Below are 18,274 nucleotides of genomic sequence, written 5' to 3'. Positions count from 1 at the left end.
CCCCTCTCCAAAAAAGAGGGGGAGCCTGACGCCCAACAACGTCTGCCTGCGGTCGGCTCCCCCTCTTTTTTGGAGAGGGGGCCGGGGGGTGAGGTGCCCCGCGTGGGTAGCGTATTACTGTAGATTACACCGCCGTGAGCTCGGCCAGTAGCCGCTGAAGCAGCGTGGCCGGGTCGGCATCGGCGGCGTGGTCGGTGGCGTCAGGCAACTCGGTGGTGTGCGCCATGCGCGGGTCGGCGTGGTAGTGGTAGAGCTGCCAGCCGGTTTGCGCGGTGTATTCGAGAGCGGTCAGGTTTTCAACCCAGTCGCCCGAGTTGAGGTAGGTGACGGGGCCTTTTTCAGTGGCGATTTCCTTGATTTCGGGCTGGTGAATGTGGCCGCAGGCCACGTAGCGGTAGCCCCGGTCGGCGGCGATGGTCACGGCCGTGGTTTCGAAGGTGTTGATGGCCGCCACGGCGGTTTTCACCTTTTCCTTCACCATTTTCGAAAAGGCCACGCGCGGCCGGCCCAGCTTGGCCAGGCCAAAGTTGACGAGCCGGTTGAGCACGATAAGTAAGTCGTAGCCGTGCCCGCCGAGCTTGGCCAGCCAGCGCGAGTGCTGCATGGTCACGTCGAACACGTCGCCGTGAAACAGCCAGGTGCGCCCGTGCGGCAAATCGAGCACCAGCTTGTTATCGAGCTGAAAATGGCCAATTTCCAAACCGGCAAACTTGCGCAGCAGCTCATCGTGGTTGCCGGTGAGGTAGTGAATCTGGGTGCCCTTGGCGGCCAGGCCGGCCAGGTAGCGCAGCACCCGCATGTGGGCGGGCGGCCAGTAGTTTTTGGAAAACTGCCAGATGTCGAGAATGTCGCCATTGAGCACCAGCACCGCCGGCCGAATGCTCTTGAGGTAGCGCAGCAATTCTTGCGCGTGGCAGCCATAAGTGCCTAGGTGTACGTCGCTTATCACGGCTACCTGCACGCGCCGCTTGCGGGGGCGGCGGGGCTTGCCGTCGAGCGCGGGCGGCGCGGCGGCCAAGAGGTTAGGGGCTACACTCATGCCAGGCGGGGCGCAATGCGGTAGCCGGGGCGCGGCCGGGTCGCCCGGCGCGGGTGCGTGGCGGGGCCTTCGGGGGCCAGCAGCGGCCCCGGCGTGCCGGCCCGGAAGACGGAGCCCAGCCAGCCCTTGCGCGAAAAGCTGGCCACGCTCCAGAAGGTAGCCTGGCCTAGTGTGTAGAGCAGGGCGCGCCGGGCGCGGCGCAGGCCGGCGAAGAGGTTTGAAAACAGCATATCCCAACCAGGTAAAGTGGAAAAAAAGCTTGTCCCAAAGGTCTCGGCTCGATATGAAGTAGTCATTATGTGCAGGTTATGCTTGTGCGTTCGGAATGCGATTTTGCAGTATAGAATAACCGCCACCGTGGGCCGCGCCCGCGCCCAACATGGAAGCGGCCAACTGTGCGGGCCGCTTCCACGTTGGAAAAGCTACTGCGTTCTACTCCCTTATAAGATGCCCACCGCCACCCCCGCCGCGCCCCGCCCCAAAACCCGCAAAAAACACCTGCCGCCCGTGGCCGACCTCGCTGCCCACGAGCTCTACAAAGACCCCGCCCGGCAGGCCGAGTTGGCGGGCCTGCGCTACGCCACCGACCACGGCCCCGGCCTGCGCCGCGAGCCCGGCGCGGGCAAGGGTGAGTTTGAATACTTTGACACGAAAGGCCATAAAATAGCGGACGAGAAGACGCTGGCCCGCATCCACAGCTTCGTCATTCCGCCGGCCTGGACGGAGGTGTGGATTGCGCCCCAAGCCAATTTTCACCTCCAGGTAACGGGCCACGACGCGGCCGGCCGCAAGCAGTACCGCTACCACCCGGCCTGGGATGCGGCCCGCTCGCTCACCAAGTTTTCGCGCCTGCTGGCCTTCGGCCAAAAGCTAGGCGAGCTGCGCCGGCAGCTCAAAAAAGACCTCAGCCGCCCCGGCCTCGACCACGATAAGGTAGCGGCGCTGGTGCTCACGCTCATGGACCAGTCGTTCATTCGCATTGGTAATGAAGAGTATGCGAAGAAAAACAAAAGCTACGGCCTCAGCACGCTACTCGACGACCACGTAGAAATAAAAGGGGCCAACCTGCGCTTCTCCTTTGTCGGCAAGAAAGGCGTGGCCCACGACGTAACCCTGCACGACCAGAAGCTGGCGCGCCTGGTGCGCAAGTGCAAGGAGATTCCCGGCCAGCACCTGTTCCAGTTCTACGGTCCCGATGGCCATCGCCACCCCCTGGAGTCGGGCCACGTAAATGACTACCTGCACCAGCACACCGGACTGGCCTTGTCGGCCAAGGACTTCCGCACCTGGGGCGGCACCGTAAAAATGGTGAGCTGCCTCGAAGCCGTGCTGCACGACGAGCCCGAGCTGGCCCCCGAAAAGGCCATCCGCAAGGCCACGAAAGAGGTCGCCAGCAACCTCGGCAACACGCCCACGGTGTGCTCCAAGTACTACATCCACCCGCAGGTAGTCGAGCTGTTCAAATCGGGCCGGCTCATCGAGTACCTGCGCCGCCACGATGCCGACCCCAAGGACCAGGACGAGCTGTCGCCTACCGAACACCTGGTGCTCGAAATGCTGGCGGAAGTTTAGGTCATTTAACAGGTATCAATTAACATTTAACAGCTCGACTAACGTGCTATATAATAGTGCGTTAGTCGAGCTGTTAAATGTTAATTGATACCTGTTAAATGAAAATCACTCGTCTTCCAGCCGGTCGTAGTTCTTGAGCTTTTCCTTTTCGGTGCGGGGCTTGGGCACGTCGAGGTTGCCGTTGGCTTCCTGACCAAACTCGACGCGGGGCGCGTCGGCGGGCCGCACCACATCTTGGCCCGCGCCGCCGTGCAGCACCAGCCGCAGGCCGCGGCCGCTGATGTCGAAGATGTCGTTGCTACCCAGGCCTTCGAGGGTGAGGCGGCGAGTTTCTTTGGTGAAATACGTGCGCTGAAAATACAGCGAATCAGCCCCCAGCGCCCGGCTGTAGATGCGGACGGTAGTAGAGTCGCGGGTGCGGCGCACCTGAAAAAAATCGGGCTGGTCGGTGCCGGCCACGATGGGCTGGCGGGCTTTGAGCAGGTAGTATTTCTGGGCCACGGCGGGCAGCTGGTCGCGGCGGTAGCGTAGGGCATCGTACAGGCGCGGGCCTTCGAGGGCGTACACGGCGGGGGGGAGGCGGCGCACGGCGCGGGCCAGGGTCGAGTCGGGCAGGTGCTGTTGCACGTAGCGCGCCGCCGCGGCAAAGTCGCGGCGCGTGAGCTCGGGCATCCCGCGCTGGTCAACGTAGCGGCCCTGGCCGGTGAGCGCCTTCACGTCGCGAATGTGCTGTTTGAAGCTAACCAAATGGCGGACAGTAAACTTGCGGGTGCCCAGCCAGCCCACCAGCCCGTCCGAAATGCGGTAAAACGTCTGGTCGCGGTCCTTGGGCACGGGCGCGTAGCGGCGGCGGCCGGGGTGAGCGGGGTCAGGTAATTCGGCCCACTGCCACTGGCCGGCGTGGCGGTCCCAGTCGCCGATGAGCACGTCGAGCAGGCGGGCGCGCAGCAGCGCCTGCTGGTCGGGGCGGTCGGCGGGGTGGGTGTAGATGCGCTGGCGCATCTCCTCATCGTCGATAAAGGTGCGGGCCTGCGGCAACTGGGCCGAGCGCACGCGCTTGCCCTTATATTTTTCTTCGTACAAAACCAGCTTGCCGCGCAGGCGCTCGTTGGCATCGGCCACGGTGAGCGCGGTTTCAGAAAGCGGCACGTAAAAAATGCGCGGGTGCGTGTGGGGCACACCCAGCGCCTGGGCCAGCGGCGGCACTACCAGCGCGCCGTAGGGGTTGCCGGCCGAGGTTCCATCGCGCAAGGCATTGGTAATGAAGGTACCGCGCAGCCAGGCGGGCACGATGTGGGCCGGGTCTTTGTCGAGCGAGCGGATAACGTAGCTGCGGCCATCGGGCCCCTCCAGCGTGAGGCTGGTGCTCTGGAAGCCCCCGCCCAGCTTGGTGGGCGTCAGCGGCCCCGCTTGCTTATCGGCCGAGGCTAAGTTAAATACCGTTACTTGCACCGGGGCCGCCCACACGGCCCGGTGGTGCGGCCCGATAAACCAGTTGAAAAACCGGCCGTGGCGGTTGTAGTGGCGGCCCGCCACGGCCCACACGCTGTCGGGGGCGGCGGGCCGGGTAGCCGTGGCACCTGGGCCGGGCACCCGGGCGTCGGCCTGAAAAAAGTTTTTGCGGGCGCAGCCCGAAGCCAGCGTCAGCGCCAGACTACCACAAAAAAAAGAAAAAGTACCAGAGCGCAAAATAAAGACAGGATAATCCGTAGAACGGGCCGGTGGGCGGTTGCCTACTTCAACGCAGGCCAGCCGGAAAGGATAAGCTGACTCCGCCGCCCGCAACCCCCACGGCCAAGGCTGCGCTATATGGCGGGCGCAGTGGCCAGGCACGCGGCCCAGCTGGCTAAAGGAATTTATCTGGCGTGTTTATTTCATTGCCAAATTATTAGCTAACCTATTGCAGTGTACGCTACCAAATTTTATCACCGTAAAAAAAGCCGGGCCGCGCTGAGTGCCGCGTTGCTGAGTGCGGCCCTGGCTACGGGCTGCGCCGAGCCCGCCGCCCCGGCCGTCACCGAGGCGCGCCCGGTTTTTGGCCCCGATTCAACCTGGGTGCGGGTGGCGCCGGGGGCGCACTACGCCCGGCGCGGCTGGTGGTGGCAGCGGCTGTGGGGCGCGCACTACCGGCAGCTGTGGGCCACGCCGGTGTCGGCCCCGGTGCTGCGGCTGGGCACGGCGGGCCTGCTGCCGCTGCAAGTAGGCGGCAGCTTCCAAACCAACACCCTGCGCCTGCGCACTGCCGACGGCCGCATCTTCGTGCTGCGCTCGGTAGATAAAGACCTGAGCCGCAAGGTATCGGTAGGCTGCCTCGACAAGTTGATAGGCCCCGTACTGCGCGACCAGACTTGCGCCGCGCCGCCCTACGGGGCCTACGTAGCCAGCGCCCTGGCCCGGGCGGCGGGCGTGTACCATACCAATCCGCGCCTGGTGTATTTGCTGCCCGATAGCACGTTGGGCGCGTTTCGGGCGCGGTTTCAACCTGCGCTGTATTTGCTCGAAGAGCGCCCCGCCTTCGACCAAACCCACGCGCCTAATTTTGGCCGCACCCGGCACGTTACTAATTCGGGCCAGATGCTGAGCGCGGTACTGGCCCGCCCCACGGCCCGCCTCGCCGCCCGCGCCTACCTGCGCGCCCGCCTGCTCGATATGCTCATCGGCGACTGGAGCCGCCGGGCCGACCAGTGGCGCTGGGCCGCGTTTGCCGGGCCGGGCGGCACCGCGTTTCGGCCCATCCCGCGCGACCGCGACCAGGCATTTTTTCGCTTTGATGATGGCTGGCTGACGCGGGCGCTCTCGTGGGTGCGGCCGCGCTACGTCACCTTCGGCCCCCAATTGGCCCCGGTGCAGGTCGAGGCGCTCACCGTCACGGCCCGGCCGCTCGACCACACCGCGCTGGCGCTGCTGCCCGAGGCCGCCTTTCGGGCCGAGGCCGACTCACTGATGCGCCGGCTGCCCGATTCGGTGCTGGCGCAAGCCTTCGGCACCGTGCCTCCCGAGGCCCGGCCGCTGATGACCCGGCAGCTACTCGCCAGCCTGCACACCCGGCGCGCCGGGCTACTCGCCGCCGCCGCCCGCTACTACCAGGTGTTGTGCGCCGATGCCGTAGTGCTGGGTACCGATGCCGCCGAGTGCTTTGTGCTACAGGCCGATAGCCCCGGCCGTCTGCGCTTGCAAGTGTGGGCCCGCCGCCCGGCCCAGCCCGATAGCCTGCTCGGTGAGCAAGCCTACACGGTACGCCACACCCGCCGCCTGCGCGTGTACGGGCTGGGTGGCGATGACTGTTTCGAGCTGCGCGGCAACTTGGCGCCTGGTTTCGCGGTGTGGCTCGATGGCGGGGCGGGTAATAACCAATTTTTGGGACCAGCACCGGGAACGAAGGCTCCGAGTAGCCTCACCGTTTTTGGCAGCGTGCGGGATAAAGTGGAGTTATCGCCAGCCGTGCCAGTGCGCTCGGTGCCCGCTGATGATGGTAGCCGCGACGCCGATGCCTGGGTGGGCAGCTATTACCGCCTGGGCCTGGGTAGCCGCTGAAGAGTATTGTTAGTCGTCGCTTGATTTTCTAGTGCATGTGTATAGTACATAAATGAGTGTGCTAACTCAGCAAGTGTTTGATAAATAAGGTTGTCGCTGGCTAAGTAAAATAGTGCTTTTAGTTTAGCGACCGACGACTTAAGCGGCTTCTTCTGGTGCTTAAATAGGGGCTTCCCAGGTCAAAATCGCGTACTATTGAGCGTTTTTCGACGGGCTTCAATCGGACTAGTAGGAATTGAAATTGGCACCTTCATGTGGGTGCCAGGGCCGAGATACTTAGCTTCAATCGGACCAGTAGGAATTGAAATGGCCGCTGGCGTGGTCAGCAACGTGCTGTACGCCAGCTTCAATCGGACCAGTAGGAATTGAAATCGACGAAGCTGAAACTACGGGTGCTGGCTATCCGCGAGCTTCAATCGGACCAGTAGGAATTGAAATGGCGCGGGGTGAGGAAGGGGCTGTTAGGCTGCATGGGCTTCAATCGGACTAGAAAGCCAGTCGGCCAGCAAGCACCTGCAAGCGTCTGTTAGGCTGCATGGGCTTCAATCGGACCAGTAGGAATTGAAATACTGCTGGAGCAGGTCGGTGAGCAGCGGGTCGGTGGCTTCAATCGGACCAGTAGGAATTGAAATCACACAGCGTTTTGATGTGCGCGTTGCGCTTTTGCAGCTTCAATCGGACCAGTAGGAATTGAAATTATCCAAAAAAAAGCAGCTTGCCGAGCGGCTTTTCGTGCTTCAATCGGACCAGTAGGAATTGAAATACATCCAAGATGAATACAAGCTGTATGGCCGCCGTGGGCTTCAATCGGACCAGTAGGAATTGAAATACCACCTCATTGGGATGGCAAACGGGACATACCAGGGCTTCAATCGGACCAGTAGGAATTGAAATCACCGTAGCCGGCGCTGGCTGTGCAGGCCCGCCGTGGCTTCAATCGGACCAGTAGGAATTGAAATAGAGCCTCACCGCTCTTGATGGTGTCGCAAATGATGGCTTCAATCGGACCAGTAGGAATTGAAATATCGTAGAGGTAGCGCAGCACCTCCTTCAGCGTGGTGGCTTCAATCGGACCAGTAGGAATTGAAATTTTACAGGCGTAAGCCCGTCCGCCCCCTTGGCGCGGGCTTCAATCGGACCAGTGGGAATTGAAATTACACCGTCCCTTGCGCTTTGAGTACCGGCAGGACTGGCTTCAATCGGACCAGTAGGAATTGAAATTGCTTTTTGCGGAGGCGGCGTTTCATTGGTCGAGGGGCTTCAATCGGACCAGTAGGAATTGAAATGCTCCTGCGCGAGCTACTCGCCCACCTGGCGCAGCGGCTTCAATCGGACCAGTAGGAATTGAAATAGAAGCTGGCCGAGTGGGCCTCCGCCCCGCGCGTCGGCTTCAATCGGACCAGTAGGAATTGAAATAACGATAACAGCCTGAACTCGGCCTGGGGCGGCTACGCTTCAATCGGACCAGTAGGAATTGAAATGTGCCGGGCGGGCTGGGGCTGTAGGCCTGCACCGCCGCTTCAATCGGACCAGTAGGAATTGAAATTTTTGAGGCCGTGCACGCCGCGTTGGTAGCCGCGCAGCTTCAATCGGACCAGTAGGAATTGAAATTGCACGGGGCCGGCCGTAGTGCCAGCGAGCAGCAGCGCTTCAATCGGACCAGTAGGAATAAAAATAACTGCGTCGCACCCGAGAGTAATAAGCTAGTTATCAGTTCTGCATATCAGTTCGTGCTTGACAAGGTCGGTCACCAGCGCTCACCAACAATATAGCCAGTAACTCTGTAGAGGCTAGTGCCAACTGCAAAGGCGGATTGGTCGGAGGTTTTTTAAAATTCGCTCCTACGCCTGTAGGTTATATCATGCAGGCAAATGCTGCTACTGAAAGTCCGTAATCCGCACCTGCGCCTCGCAAAAGGCATATTCGGCTGGCACGTTGGATGATACGATAACGAGCCGGTCAGCCTGTTGGCGCACGCGAGCCACATGCTCCAGGTACCAGGCCGTGCCGGTGGCATCGAGGTTGGTGGTGGGCTCATCGAGCAGTAGCAGCGGGGCGGCTGCGTACAAAGCCAGCCCCAGCTTGAGGCGCTGCTTCATGCCCGACGAAAACTCGCGCACCGGCTGGTTTTTAGCCTTTTGCAAATACATGATATCGACCAGGTCAGCGACCGAAACGCCGGCTTGCAACGGCTTGAGGCGGGTGTGAAACGCCAGCAGCTCCAGCAGGGTAAAATCCTCGGGCAAATCGAGGTAGGGGGCGCAGTAGGCCAACTGGCGCGGCACCTCGGCCACGGGCAGCTCGCGGCCGGCCAGCTCGTAGCGCACCGCGCCAGCGGTGGGTAGCAATTGGCCCGCCAGGATGCTGAGCAGCGTGCTTTTGCCCGCGCCGTTGGGGCCGAGCACTGCCGTGGCGGTGCCCGGCCGGAACTCGTAACTCAGGTTCTTAAAAATCCATTGGCGGCCGTAGCGCCGGCCCAGCCCTTGGGCTTCAATCTGCATTCTCTTCGCTTTTGCGGCGGCTGGGGCCTTTGATGAGGCCGCGCTCGGCAGTGGCAGTCCGCACGAAGTCGAGCACGTAGTCGCGCTCGGCCGAGGCGGGTATTTCGGCCTCGATGCGGGCCAGCGCCTCCTGTCGGCCGCTGCCGCTGAGGTAGAGTAGGCGGTAGAGCTCGTGCATGGCCAATATTTGGGCTTCTGAAAAGCCTCGGCGGCTCATGCCCACCGAGTTGACGCCCGCGTAGGTGAGGGGCTCGCGGGCGGCCTTCACGAAGGGCGGTACGTCGGTACGCACCAGCGAGCCGCCCCCGATGAAGGCGTGCGCCCCAATCTTGGCAAACTGGTGGATGGCCGAGGTACCGCCGATAATAGCCCAGTCGCCTACCTGCACGTGGCCCGCCATCTGGGTCGAGTTCGAAATCACGCAGTGGTTGCCCACCAGGCAGTCGTGGGCAATGTGCACGTAGGCTTGCAGCAGGCAGTGGCTGCCCACCACCGTGCGGCCCTGGTCCACGGTACCGCGGTTCACAGTCACACACTCGCGCAGCACGGTGTAATCGCCTATCTCCGCAGTAGTTACCTCGCCGGCAAACTTCAAGTCCTGCGGCACACCCGCAATCACCGCGCCCGGAAAAATCTGGCAGTTGGCCCCGATGCGGGCCCCGTCCATGATGGTCACGTTGGGCCCAATCCAGGTGTTTTCGCCAATCTCCACATCGCCGTAAATGGTCGTGAACGGCTCAACGGTAACTCCCGGCGCGAGCCGGGCGGCAGGGTGGATATAGGCGAGCGGGGAAAGCATTGGGGTCAATTAACATTTAACATTTAACATTTAACAACTCTTCAATTAGCATTCGGCAGCGCTTAATGGCAGAGCCAGCGACTGTTAAATGTTAATTGATAAATGTTAAATGACTAGGCGTTGTCTTTGCGAACGATGGCGGCGCTCATTTCGGCGTCGCACACTACTTTGCCGTTCACAAAGGCCTGGCCTTTCATCTTGGCGATGCCGCGCTTGATGGGGGCCGTGAGCTGGCAGTGAAAAATCACCGTGTCGCCGGGCAGTACTTTTTTGCGGAAGCGGGCATTCTCGATGCCTAGGAAGTACTGCCAGTAATTCTCCGGGTCGGGCACCGTGTTCATTACCAGAATACCACCCGTTTGAGCCATCGCCTCAATCTGGAGCACGCCGGGCATCACCGGGTTGCCGGGGAAGTGGCCCTGGAAGAACGGCTCGTTCATGGTAATATTTTTCACTGCCGTTACCATCTGGCTATCAAGGTGAATAACCTTGTCGAGCAGCAGGAAGGGGTAGCGGTGGGGCAGCACCTGCATGATGCGGTTGATGTCCATCACCGGCTCGCGGGCGGGGTCGTACACTGGCACCGGGCTGGTTTTGTCTTCCAGCATCTTCTTTTTAATCTTCTTGGCAAACGCCACGTTGGCCGCGTGGCCGGGCCGGGCGGCCAGAATCTGGCCCTTCAGCGGGCGGCCCACCAGGGCAAGGTCGCCCACGATGTCGAGCAGCTTGTGGCGGGCGGGCTCGTTTTTGTGGCGCAAATCCACGTTGTTCAGGATGCCCTCCTTTTTTACCGAGACCTTGGGCTTGCCCAGCATGGTGGCCAGCTCGTCGAGCTCGTCTTCGCCCACGGCGCGGTCTACTACCACGATGGCGTTGCTAAGGTCGCCGCCCTTGATGAGGTTAGACTTGTACAAATATTCCAGCTCGTGCAAAAAGCAGAAAGTGCGCGACGAGGATATTTCACTCTCAAACTGATTGATATCAGTGAGCGTAGCGTGCTGCGAGCCCAGCACCGGCGAGTTGTAGTCCACCATCACCGTGAGGCGGTAGTCGCTCAGCGGTAGGGCCGCGAGCTCCACGCCGCGGGCGTTGTCCACGTAGCGGATGGTGTCGGGAATGACATAGTAGTTACGTAGCGCGTTCTGCTCCTCGAAGCCTACCGTGTGCAGGGCCTTGATAAACTCGGCCGACGAGCCATCCATGATGGGCGGCTCGGGGCCGCTCAGCTTAATGAGCACGTTATCAAGCTGCAAGCCTACTAGGGCGGCCAGCGTGTGCTCCACGGTATTCACGCGGGCGCCGTTTTGCTCGATGGTAGTGCCGCGCGAAAGGTCTACCACGTTGTCGACGTCGGCATCCACGATGGGCTCGCCGGGCAGGTCGGTGCGCTGAAACTTGTAGCCGTGGCCCACCGGCGCGGGGCAGAAGGTCATGGTGGCCTCAACGCCGGTGTGCAGGCCAATGCCCCGCACCGTCACGGGGGCTTTTACGGTGTGTTGCTTATCGTTCATTCTGTAGCCGTTAGCTGCTGGCTGTTAGCTGTTTTTAAGTGAGGGGTGCATTGCTGCATAATGGAACAGGGCTAACAGCTAAGGGCCGTTTAAAGGCCCCTGCTAGTAGCGAGCAGCTCAAATCAGCCGCAAAGCTAAAGCTTTTCCGGCGCTGGCTGGCTTTTTTCCAATACCGTAAGCCGGCGTTCCAATTCGGGCAGGCGGCGGTACACGGCCGTGGCACGCTGGTTTTCCTTGAGGCCGAAGGCGGGGTAGCCCTGCAGCACCTGGCCTTCCTGGCGCACCGATTTCTGCACGCCGCTCTGGGCGGTGATGGTAGTGCGATTAGCCAATGCGATGTGGCCCACCAGGCCCACCTGGCCGGCCAGCACGCAGTAGTCGCCCACTTTAGAGGAGCCTGAAATGCCCGTTTGGGCGGCGATAACGGTGTGGCGGCCGACTTCCACGTTGTGGGCCAATTGCACCAGGTTGTCAATCTTAGCGCCTTGGCGCACAAGGGTTGAGCCCATGGTAGCGCAATCAACGGTGGCATTGGCTCCGATGCTCACGTCGTCTTCCAGCACCACGTTGCCAATCTGCGGAATGGCCCGGTACGAGCCGTCGGGCTGCGGCGCGAAGCCAAAGCCATCGGTGCCCACCACCGCGCCCGCCTTGATGACGCAGCGCTGCCCGATGATGGTGTCAGCGTAGATTTTGGCCCCGGCGTGGATGATGGTGTTATCGCCAATGCGCACCCGGTCGCCGATGAAGGCGTGCGGAAAAACCAGCACGTTTTCGCCCAGCACGCAGTTCTCGCCGATGTACGAAAACGCGCCCCGGTAGTGCCCCGCACCGATAGTCGAGCCTTCGCCCAACACGCTGGGCTGCTCTACGCCGCGCCGCGCCGTGCGGGTGGCCTGGGCATAAAACTCGAGCAGCTTGGTAAAGGCCGAGTAAGGGTCGGCCACCCGAATAAGGGCGGCGGCTACCGGCTGGCGCAGCGGCAACTCGGGGCTGACAATCACGGCCGTAGCCTGGGTAGTGTAGAGGAAAGGCTCGTACTTGGTATTTGCCAAGAAGGCCAGCGCGCCGGGGCCTGCTTCCTCAATTTTTGCTAGGCTCGACACGGCCGCGCTTGCGTTGCCCTCCACGGTGCCGCCCACCACCTGGGCTATCTGACCAACGGTAAATTGCATAGGCCGCAAAAGTAAGCCCGCGCCCGCTACGGCGCGGCTAGCAGGTCGTGGCCGAAGTAGGTGTGCAGCCGCTGGCGCAGCAGCGCCACGAGCGCAGCGTCCTGAAACTGATAGTCGTCGGGAATGCGCAGGTTAACCAACGCTTTACCCCGCAGCTCGCCCGCAAATTTGGCGCGCAGGCGGTCGGCGTGCTTTTTCTCCATCACAAAAATGACGTCGGCCCAGCCCAGGTGCCCGGCCGCTACGCGGGTGCGGGCGCCCGGCTCGGTGCCCGCCGAGCGGGCCACTACCTCGGGGTGCCCGTCGAAGAGGCGCTCGGCAGTGAGGCTGCGCCAGCGGTTCTGGCTGCAAATGAAGAGGAGCTGGCAGGGTGGTAGTTCGGGCATAGACTAGCGCCGGCCCTGGCGGGCCAGCAGTTCCATGGTTTCGCGGTGGCGCTCGTCGGCCAGGTCGCGCTGGTAGGAGGCCACGGCCCAGATGGCGGCCGGTATCCAGCCGATGAGCGTGAGGTGCAGCACGCCGCACAAAATACCTTTCAAAACGTGGCCCCGAAATATCATCGAGATGCCGGGCAGCAGGATGGCGAATAGCATGGCAGTAGGCTAAAGTCGGCGGCGAGTGCCGCTGGTAGCGGGTATATCGCAGCTGGTGGCCCAGCGTTACACTTGGAGGAAGTCAAGCATCCAGAATATGATGCGAATCATCCGACTCGGGTAAAAACGTCCGAAACTCATTGCTTCGATTTGTTTCTACCAGCAACCGGCCGCACACGTCGCACTGGTACACTGAGCGGCTAAACTCCGCAAGGGAGTCACCACTGATTTTCCAGGGCAAGAGCGCGTCAACCACCAACTCACTGCTGCCCGGCGCAGTAAAATCGGCCAGCGACTGGCCACTTTCAATGGCCGCAACCAAGGCTTTGAGCTGCTCCAATTCCTTCTCAGCCCACTTGTCTCCATGTATTTGCGGTAGCAAATCACCCCGGTAAGATTCAAGGCTATCGTGGTTCGTCGGAATAAGGTGTCCACAGCGGCAGGTTAATCTTCCCATCGACTCAGCGCTACTACTCCACGTCCGTCACGCGCACTTTCACGCGCTTCACTTTCGTACCGTTCAGGCGCTCTTTCAGCTCCAGGGCGTATTTGCGGGGCACGGCCACGTAAGAATAGAAGTCGAACACCTCGATGCGGCCCACGTCTTCGCGGGCCAGGCCGCCGACGTTCACGATGGCCCCGACGAGGTCATGGGCGCTCACCTTGTCTTTTTTGCCGGCCGTGATGTGCAGCGTCACCGTTTCGGGGCGGGGCGGGCGGGGGGCACTGGCGGCGGGCAGGTTGGGCGGCGTGAGGCGGGCCCACTGCACCGAGTGGGCGGCGGGCCAACCCTGCACGCGGGTTTGCTCGGGCGGGATGGCGAGCAGGTGGGCGGTGCCGGCTGCGCCGGCCCGCGCCGTGCGTCCGGCCCGGTGCTGGAAGGTTTCGGCGTCGTGCGGCAAGTCATACTGGATAACCGTGTCGAGGGCGGGCACGTCGAGGCCGCGGGCGGCTACGTCGGTAGCGACTAGCGCTTGAGCTGAGTTGTTGCGCAGCTTCATCAGGGCTTTGTCGCGCTCGGGCTGGGGCAGCTTGCCGTGCAGCACCTCAGCCGCTACGCCCCGGCCGCGCAGAAACTGGGCCAGCTCCTGCACCTTCTCGCGGGTGTTGGCGAAGATGAGCGTCTGGCCGGTTTCGGGCTGCTGCAAGAGGTGGTAGAGCGCGGCGGGCTTTTGCTCTACGGCATTCAGCACGTGCCCGCGCAGCGTAAGCGACGACGGCATAACGGCCGCGCCGCCCTCGCTGGCCGCGCCCGGCACCAGGCCACCCTCGGCCGTGAGCATCCGCGGGCGGGTGAGGTAGTCGCGCACCAGGGCCATTACCTTGTCGGGCATGGTGGCCGAGAAAAGCAGTGTCTGCCGCCGCCGGGGTAGCCTACTCACGATAGTCGCCATCTCCTGCTGGAACTTCAATTCCAGGAGCTTATCGGCCTCGTCCAGTACCATAACTTTAAGCTGGTTGGGGATGATGTTGCGCTTCTCCAAGTGGTCGAGCAGGCGGCCGGGGGTAGCCACTACCACGTGGGGCGTCTGCTGGAGGGTCTGCACTTCGTCGCGCATGGCGTGGCCGCCGTAGAGGGCCGCCACCCGCAGGCCGGGGGCGTCTAGGTACTTGCCCAGGGCCTTGATGGCCTCGCGCACTTGCAGCGCCAGCTCGCGGGCGGGCACGATGATGAGGGCCTGCACGGCCTTGGCCTTGGGGTCGACCTGGGAGAGGATGGCGAGGCCGTAGGCGGCGGTTTTGCCCGAGCCGGTGGGGGCCTGGCCGGCCACGTCCTGCCCCTCCAGGGCGGGGGGCAGCACCAGCGCCTGCACGGGCGTAGGCTGGGTGAAATTCAGCTCGGCCAGCGCCTGAAGCAGCGGGGCCGGGAGGTTAAAGTCAGTAAAAGCGGCCGGAGCGGCGGGGGCTGGTTGCATCCGGCAAAGGTACGGCGCGGGGGTAGGGTAAGCTTTAGCTTGCCATGCGCGCAGCGCAAGTGCGCCTGTTACGCTCAGAAAGGTGCACTTGCGCTGCGCGCATGGCAAGCTAAAGTTTACCCTACACTACCTCCGCCACGTTCACCAATTTATACCGCACGGCCGACTTCTTGGGCCGGATGTCCAGCCCCACGTAGTGGGCATACACCTGCGTAAACGACGCCCCGAAATAGAAAATCATAGCCGAGTAAAACACGAACAGCAGCACCAGCACCAGGCTGGCCGCCGGGCCGTAGATGGGGCCTAAGTCGCGCGATACCAGCAGCAAGCCCAGTACGTGCTCGCCGGCCTCGATGAGCACGGCCGTGAGCAGCGCCCCGCGCCGCACGGCCGGCCAGGGCACCTTGGCCGCGCTGAGCGTGCGAAAGACGTAGCCGCACCACGCAGTCAGAATCAGCAAGCTCACCAGCCAGTTGAGCGCCTGCACGAGGTAGTGCGAAAAGGCCGCATCGAAGCCCGCCAGAGCGTCGCCGAAGAAGCCTAGCGCCGCATCGGCCGTGAAGGCCAGCACCGACAGCCCAGCCGTGGCCAGCAGCACGCCCGCCGAGCGCAGCCGCTCGCGCAAAGCCACCGATACCTGGCTGACCTGTCGCCGGGGCCGCACGTGCCACAACTGATTGAGCGAGTGCTGAATGACGGTGAACAGCGTAGTAGCCACGAACACCAGAAACGCAAACCCCAGCCAGGTGATAAGGCGATTGCGGCCGGCGTCGGCCACGTTGTGTACCGTTTGGGCCACCAGGCCGGCCCCGGTGGTGCCGATGAGCTCGCTGAGCTTGGTAAGTAGCATGAGGCGCGCGCCCGAGGTCGAGTACACCGAGCCCAGCAATTGCACCAGGATAATAACGATGGGCGGCAGCGCAAACGACGTGAAAAACGCCGTGGCCGCGCCCAGCCGCAGCGGGTCGTTGGCCCCGAGCTCGCGGGCGGCGCGGCGCAGCAGCAAGTACAGATTAACCCACCAGGCGCGCTGCTGGTGGGCGGCCGGCGAATTTTCGGGTAAGGAGTGGGGCATGAAGGATGTAACGCCGGAAGGGCAACATTTTATCCCGAAGGCGGTAAGGAAAAGCCGGGCGGCCGTTGGCGGCGGCCCCGGTTGCCGGGGGCGGCGGGCAGCTAACGGCTACTTTTCTGACTGGTTACGCGCATGACTATTACTTCCATTTCGGCCGGCGGGGTGCAAGCCGCCCCCGAGCCGCCGCCCCGCACCTGGGTGCAACGCCGCTTGCTCGACCCGTTTATGAGCTTGCTCAAGGCGGGGTTGTCGCCCGGCAGCCTGGCCCTCACGGCGGGGCTGGGCGTGGCGCTGGGCATCGCGCCCACGGTGGGTTTCACTACCATTATCTGCACGGCGGTGGCCTTGCGGCTGCGCCTCAATGTGGCCGCCATGCAGCTGGTGTGCCACCTGCTGAGCCCGGTGCAACTGCTGTTGCTCTTGCCGCTGCTGCGCTGGGGGGCTACTATGTTGGGCCAGGGCGAGAAGGTAGCTAATCTGACGCTCGACCAGATTCGGCACCTGATAAAAGCCGAAGGCTGGACCAGCGTGGCCGAGTTGCTGTGGCGGGCCGAGCTGGGCGCGCTGCTGCTGTGGGCGCTGGCGTCGGTGCCGCTGGTGGCGGCGCTGTATTTTGGCTTGCGGCCGGTTTTTCGGCGGGTAGTGCGTCGGCACGAGGCGGCGGAAAATGCGGAACTGGCTCCGCCCGCGCCGGTGCAACAGTAGTGGCGGGCTACGTAAGCGTTTGGCGGGCTGCCGGCTTTTCGCCGGCTGTCCGCTCGTTGTGGGCGACGAGCTTAGCAGGCGGCGAGCGGACAGCTGGCGAAAAGCCGGCAGCCCGCCCAAACGTTCATTTGGGATAAGGATGCAGCAAAAAGGCGCGTCCGGTGGCTACCGGGCGCGCCTTTTTTGCATTACACGCACAAGCTAAAGCTTATGCTACACTCGGCTACGCTACCACGTACACGGGCTGCACTTCTTCCATTTTGAAGTACGGGTTCACGCCTTCGTCCGAGTTCAGGTCGAGCAGCATGAGGTCTACGTGCTGGTACTCGCCGGTGTGGCCTTCGAGGGCGGGGCCGAGCTGGGGCAGGAACTCGGGGTTCTGGTCGGTGGTGTCGAACGCCAGCAGCAGGCGCGGGGGCTGGGCGGGGTCGTTGGCCAGCCCCATCTGGGCGAGGTAGATGGCGCGCACCGTGGGCACCGTGGCACCAAAGGCGCGCAGGCTGTCTTCGAGGCCTTCGGGCAGGTTTTCGGGCTGGCTCAGGGTTACCTGGGCATCGGGGGGCAGGCCGCCGGCCTGGGTAAGCTGGCCGCTGAGCATGGCCCCGATTTCATCGGCGGGCAGCAGCTTGCCGGCCGCCGAGAAGGGGTTCAGCACCACGTCCTGGCCCTGGGTCATCTGGAAAAACGCGTGGCCGGGGATGCGCACGTAAGTCACGGGGCCGTTGTCGACGCCGTTGTCGCTCATGCGGGCCACCGACGAGAAAATCGGAATCTTATTGTCTTGCAGCACTTGCAGCTGAATCTGCGCGCCTTCTTCCAGCGTGGCCTCGCCGGGCTCCTGGCCTTCCTGCGGGGCCAGCACCAGCAGCACTTCCTCGCCCAGCAGGGCGCGGTAGAAATCGGGGCGGGCGGCCTCGTTCACGGTGGCAATCAGCAGCAATTCTTCAAGCACGTTTTCGGGCTGGAAGGGCAGTTCCGGCATTTCGCCGGGGGCCGGCATCTCGGGCATGGGCGGCGGCATAAACTGCTGGCCCGGCGCGGGCACCGGCATGGGCGCGGGCGGGCCGGGCGCTACGTAGTTGGAGCCCTGGTAGCGGGGGCCACTCTTGGGGGCGGCGGGGGCGGCAGCGCTGCCATCGGCCGGGGCCGGGGTGGGGGTAGCGCCGGGCGCGGGAGCAGACTCGGGCTTGTTTTTGAAGATGTCGAAAAGACCCATCGGAGTAAGTAGACTTTTGGAGGATACGGCAAATGTAAGACGCGCCGCCTACCGCTCACCACAAGCGTGCAGCTGGGTTTCGGTTTCGGCGATGGTGCGCGGGCCAGCGGGGCCGGGGCGGTTGCCCCAGTGGCTTTCTATGTAGTTGAGCAGGTTGGTAATCTGGGCGGGCGAGAGGTGGCGGTGGGTGGCCGTGTCCTGCACGCCCAGCATCTGCTGGTTGTAGCGCACGCCGTTCACCACAATCGGCCCACGCAGCCCCTGCCGGATGATGCAGCCCAGCTGCTCGCGGTGCCCGGCCAGGTAGTCGGAGCCCGCCAGCGGCGGAATGAGCGTGCCCAGCCCCTGGCCCTGCTCGCCGTGGCAGCCCGCGCAATGCTGCCCGTAGAGGCGCTCGCCCTGGTGCTGCTTGTTGGTGAAGCAGCCCGGTAGCAGCGCGAGGCCGGCGGCCAGAATGGGGGCCAGCCAGCGTAGAGCAAGGTGGGGGCGGAGGAGCATAGGAAAATGAAAAATGGCGCAGCCTCACGCGGGGAACCTCACCCCCGGCCCCCTCTCCAAAAAAGAGGGGGAGCCGACCGCCAGCGGACGTAAGCCTACGCCAAAAAGGCGTCAGGCTCCCCCTCTTTTTTGGAGAGGGG

At 63.1% G+C, this 18,274-nt stretch carries 17 protein-coding genes and 1 CRISPR repeat array; of the genes, 3 read left to right on the top strand and 14 right to left on the bottom strand.

The features are described from left to right. Positions 1-124: 124 nt before the first annotated feature. Positions 125-1,039 (bottom strand): UDP-2,3-diacylglucosamine diphosphatase, encoded by a 915-nt coding sequence (locus VFO93_RS13755; protein ID WP_325134957.1) that lies wholly within the window; start codon positions 1,037-1,039, stop codon positions 125-127. Continuing rightward, positions 1,036-1,269 (bottom strand): hypothetical protein, encoded by a 234-nt coding sequence (locus VFO93_RS13750; protein WP_325134956.1) that lies wholly within the window; start codon positions 1,267-1,269, stop codon positions 1,036-1,038. The genes VFO93_RS13755 and VFO93_RS13750 overlap by 4 nt, the downstream gene beginning before the upstream one ends. 217 nt (positions 1,270-1,486) lie before the next feature. Here VFO93_RS13750 and VFO93_RS13745 point away from each other — a divergent pair, with 217 nt between their 5' ends. Next, positions 1,487-2,611, top strand: a complete 1,125-nt coding sequence (locus VFO93_RS13745) for a DNA topoisomerase IB (protein ID WP_325134955.1) — start codon at positions 1,487-1,489, stop codon at positions 2,609-2,611. Between the two features lie 105 nt (positions 2,612-2,716). Here the strand turns inward: VFO93_RS13745 and VFO93_RS13740 are convergent, their stop codons facing one another. Then, positions 2,717-4,300 carry a hypothetical protein gene (locus VFO93_RS13740; protein ID WP_325134954.1) on the bottom strand — a complete coding sequence of 528 codons (1,584 nt, stop codon included), beginning with the start codon at positions 4,298-4,300 and terminating at the stop codon, positions 2,717-2,719. Between the two features lie 216 nt (positions 4,301-4,516). Here VFO93_RS13740 and VFO93_RS13735 point away from each other — a divergent pair, with 216 nt between their 5' ends. Beyond that, positions 4,517-6,145, top strand: coding sequence for a hypothetical protein (locus VFO93_RS13735; protein WP_325134953.1), 1,629 nt, complete (start codon positions 4,517-4,519; stop codon positions 6,143-6,145). A gap of 537 nt (positions 6,146-6,682) precedes the next feature. Continuing rightward, positions 6,683-7,821: a CRISPR direct-repeat array (repeat unit 30 nt; unit sequence GGCTTCAATCGGACCAGTAGGAATTGAAAT). A 201-nt stretch (positions 7,822-8,022) separates the two neighbouring features. On the opposite strand, the gene VFO93_RS13730 is transcribed toward VFO93_RS13735, so the two are convergent. The 9 genes from VFO93_RS13730 to VFO93_RS13690 all read right to left on the bottom strand — a co-directional run bounded on the left by VFO93_RS13730 (position 8,023) and on the right by VFO93_RS13690 (position 15,715). After that, positions 8,023-8,646 (bottom strand): ABC transporter ATP-binding protein, encoded by a 624-nt coding sequence (locus tag VFO93_RS13730; RefSeq protein WP_325134952.1) that lies wholly within the window; start codon positions 8,644-8,646, stop codon positions 8,023-8,025. Continuing rightward, positions 8,636-9,445, bottom strand: coding sequence for an acyl-ACP--UDP-N-acetylglucosamine O-acyltransferase (gene lpxA / locus VFO93_RS13725; RefSeq protein WP_325134951.1), 810 nt, complete (start codon positions 9,443-9,445; stop codon positions 8,636-8,638). Before lpxA ends, VFO93_RS13730 begins: the two co-directional genes overlap by 11 nt. 113 nt (positions 9,446-9,558) lie before the next feature. Then, positions 9,559-10,956, bottom strand: a complete 1,398-nt coding sequence (locus VFO93_RS13720; RefSeq protein WP_325134950.1) for a bifunctional UDP-3-O-[3-hydroxymyristoyl] N-acetylglucosamine deacetylase/3-hydroxyacyl-ACP dehydratase — start codon at positions 10,954-10,956, stop codon at positions 9,559-9,561. Positions 10,957-11,090: 134 nt separating this feature from the next. After that, positions 11,091-12,131 carry a UDP-3-O-(3-hydroxymyristoyl)glucosamine N-acyltransferase gene (lpxD, locus tag VFO93_RS13715; protein ID WP_325134949.1) on the bottom strand — a complete coding sequence of 347 codons (1,041 nt, stop codon included), beginning with the start codon at positions 12,129-12,131 and terminating at the stop codon, positions 11,091-11,093. Between the two features lie 26 nt (positions 12,132-12,157). After that, positions 12,158-12,517 carry a protein tyrosine phosphatase gene (locus VFO93_RS13710; RefSeq protein ID WP_325134948.1) on the bottom strand — a complete coding sequence of 120 codons (360 nt, stop codon included), beginning with the start codon at positions 12,515-12,517 and terminating at the stop codon, positions 12,158-12,160. A 3-nt stretch (positions 12,518-12,520) separates the two neighbouring features. Then, entirely contained in the window at positions 12,521-12,724 is a 204-nt protein-coding gene (locus VFO93_RS13705) for a hypothetical protein (RefSeq protein ID WP_325134947.1), read from the bottom strand. An 82-nt stretch (positions 12,725-12,806) separates the two neighbouring features. Then, complete coding sequence (locus tag VFO93_RS13700) at positions 12,807-13,106, bottom strand: hypothetical protein (protein ID WP_325134946.1); 300 nt, start codon at positions 13,104-13,106, stop codon at positions 12,807-12,809. Positions 13,107-13,194: 88 nt separating this feature from the next. Continuing rightward, a complete protein-coding gene (locus VFO93_RS13695; RefSeq protein WP_325134945.1) occupies positions 13,195-14,640 on the bottom strand; it encodes a DEAD/DEAH box helicase in 1,446 nt (481 codons plus the stop codon). 121 nt (positions 14,641-14,761) lie between these two features. Continuing rightward, on the bottom strand, positions 14,762-15,715 hold the full coding sequence (locus tag VFO93_RS13690) for a YihY/virulence factor BrkB family protein (protein WP_325134944.1): 954 nt from the start codon (positions 15,713-15,715) through the stop codon (positions 14,762-14,764). Between the two features lie 132 nt (positions 15,716-15,847). Here VFO93_RS13690 and VFO93_RS13685 point away from each other — a divergent pair, with 132 nt between their 5' ends. After that, positions 15,848-16,420, top strand: a complete 573-nt coding sequence (locus VFO93_RS13685; RefSeq protein WP_325134943.1) for a DUF2062 domain-containing protein — start codon at positions 15,848-15,850, stop codon at positions 16,418-16,420. A gap of 223 nt (positions 16,421-16,643) precedes the next feature. Here VFO93_RS13685 and VFO93_RS13680 read toward each other — a convergent pair whose 3' ends face one another. Beyond that, positions 16,644-17,636, bottom strand: a complete 993-nt coding sequence (locus VFO93_RS13680; RefSeq protein WP_325134942.1) for an enhanced serine sensitivity protein SseB C-terminal domain-containing protein — start codon at positions 17,634-17,636, stop codon at positions 16,644-16,646. 48 nt (positions 17,637-17,684) lie between these two features. Continuing rightward, complete coding sequence (locus VFO93_RS13675; protein ID WP_325134941.1) at positions 17,685-18,134, bottom strand: cytochrome c; 450 nt, start codon at positions 18,132-18,134, stop codon at positions 17,685-17,687. Between the last annotated feature and the right edge of the window lie 140 nt (positions 18,135-18,274).

Origin of the sequence: Hymenobacter sp. (assembly GCF_035709525.1) — a bacterium.
GTDB lineage: Bacteria > Bacteroidota > Bacteroidia > Cytophagales > Hymenobacteraceae > Hymenobacter.
Note: the sequence above shows the minus strand (reverse complement) of the source record. Positions and strands in the feature narration are given on the sequence as shown.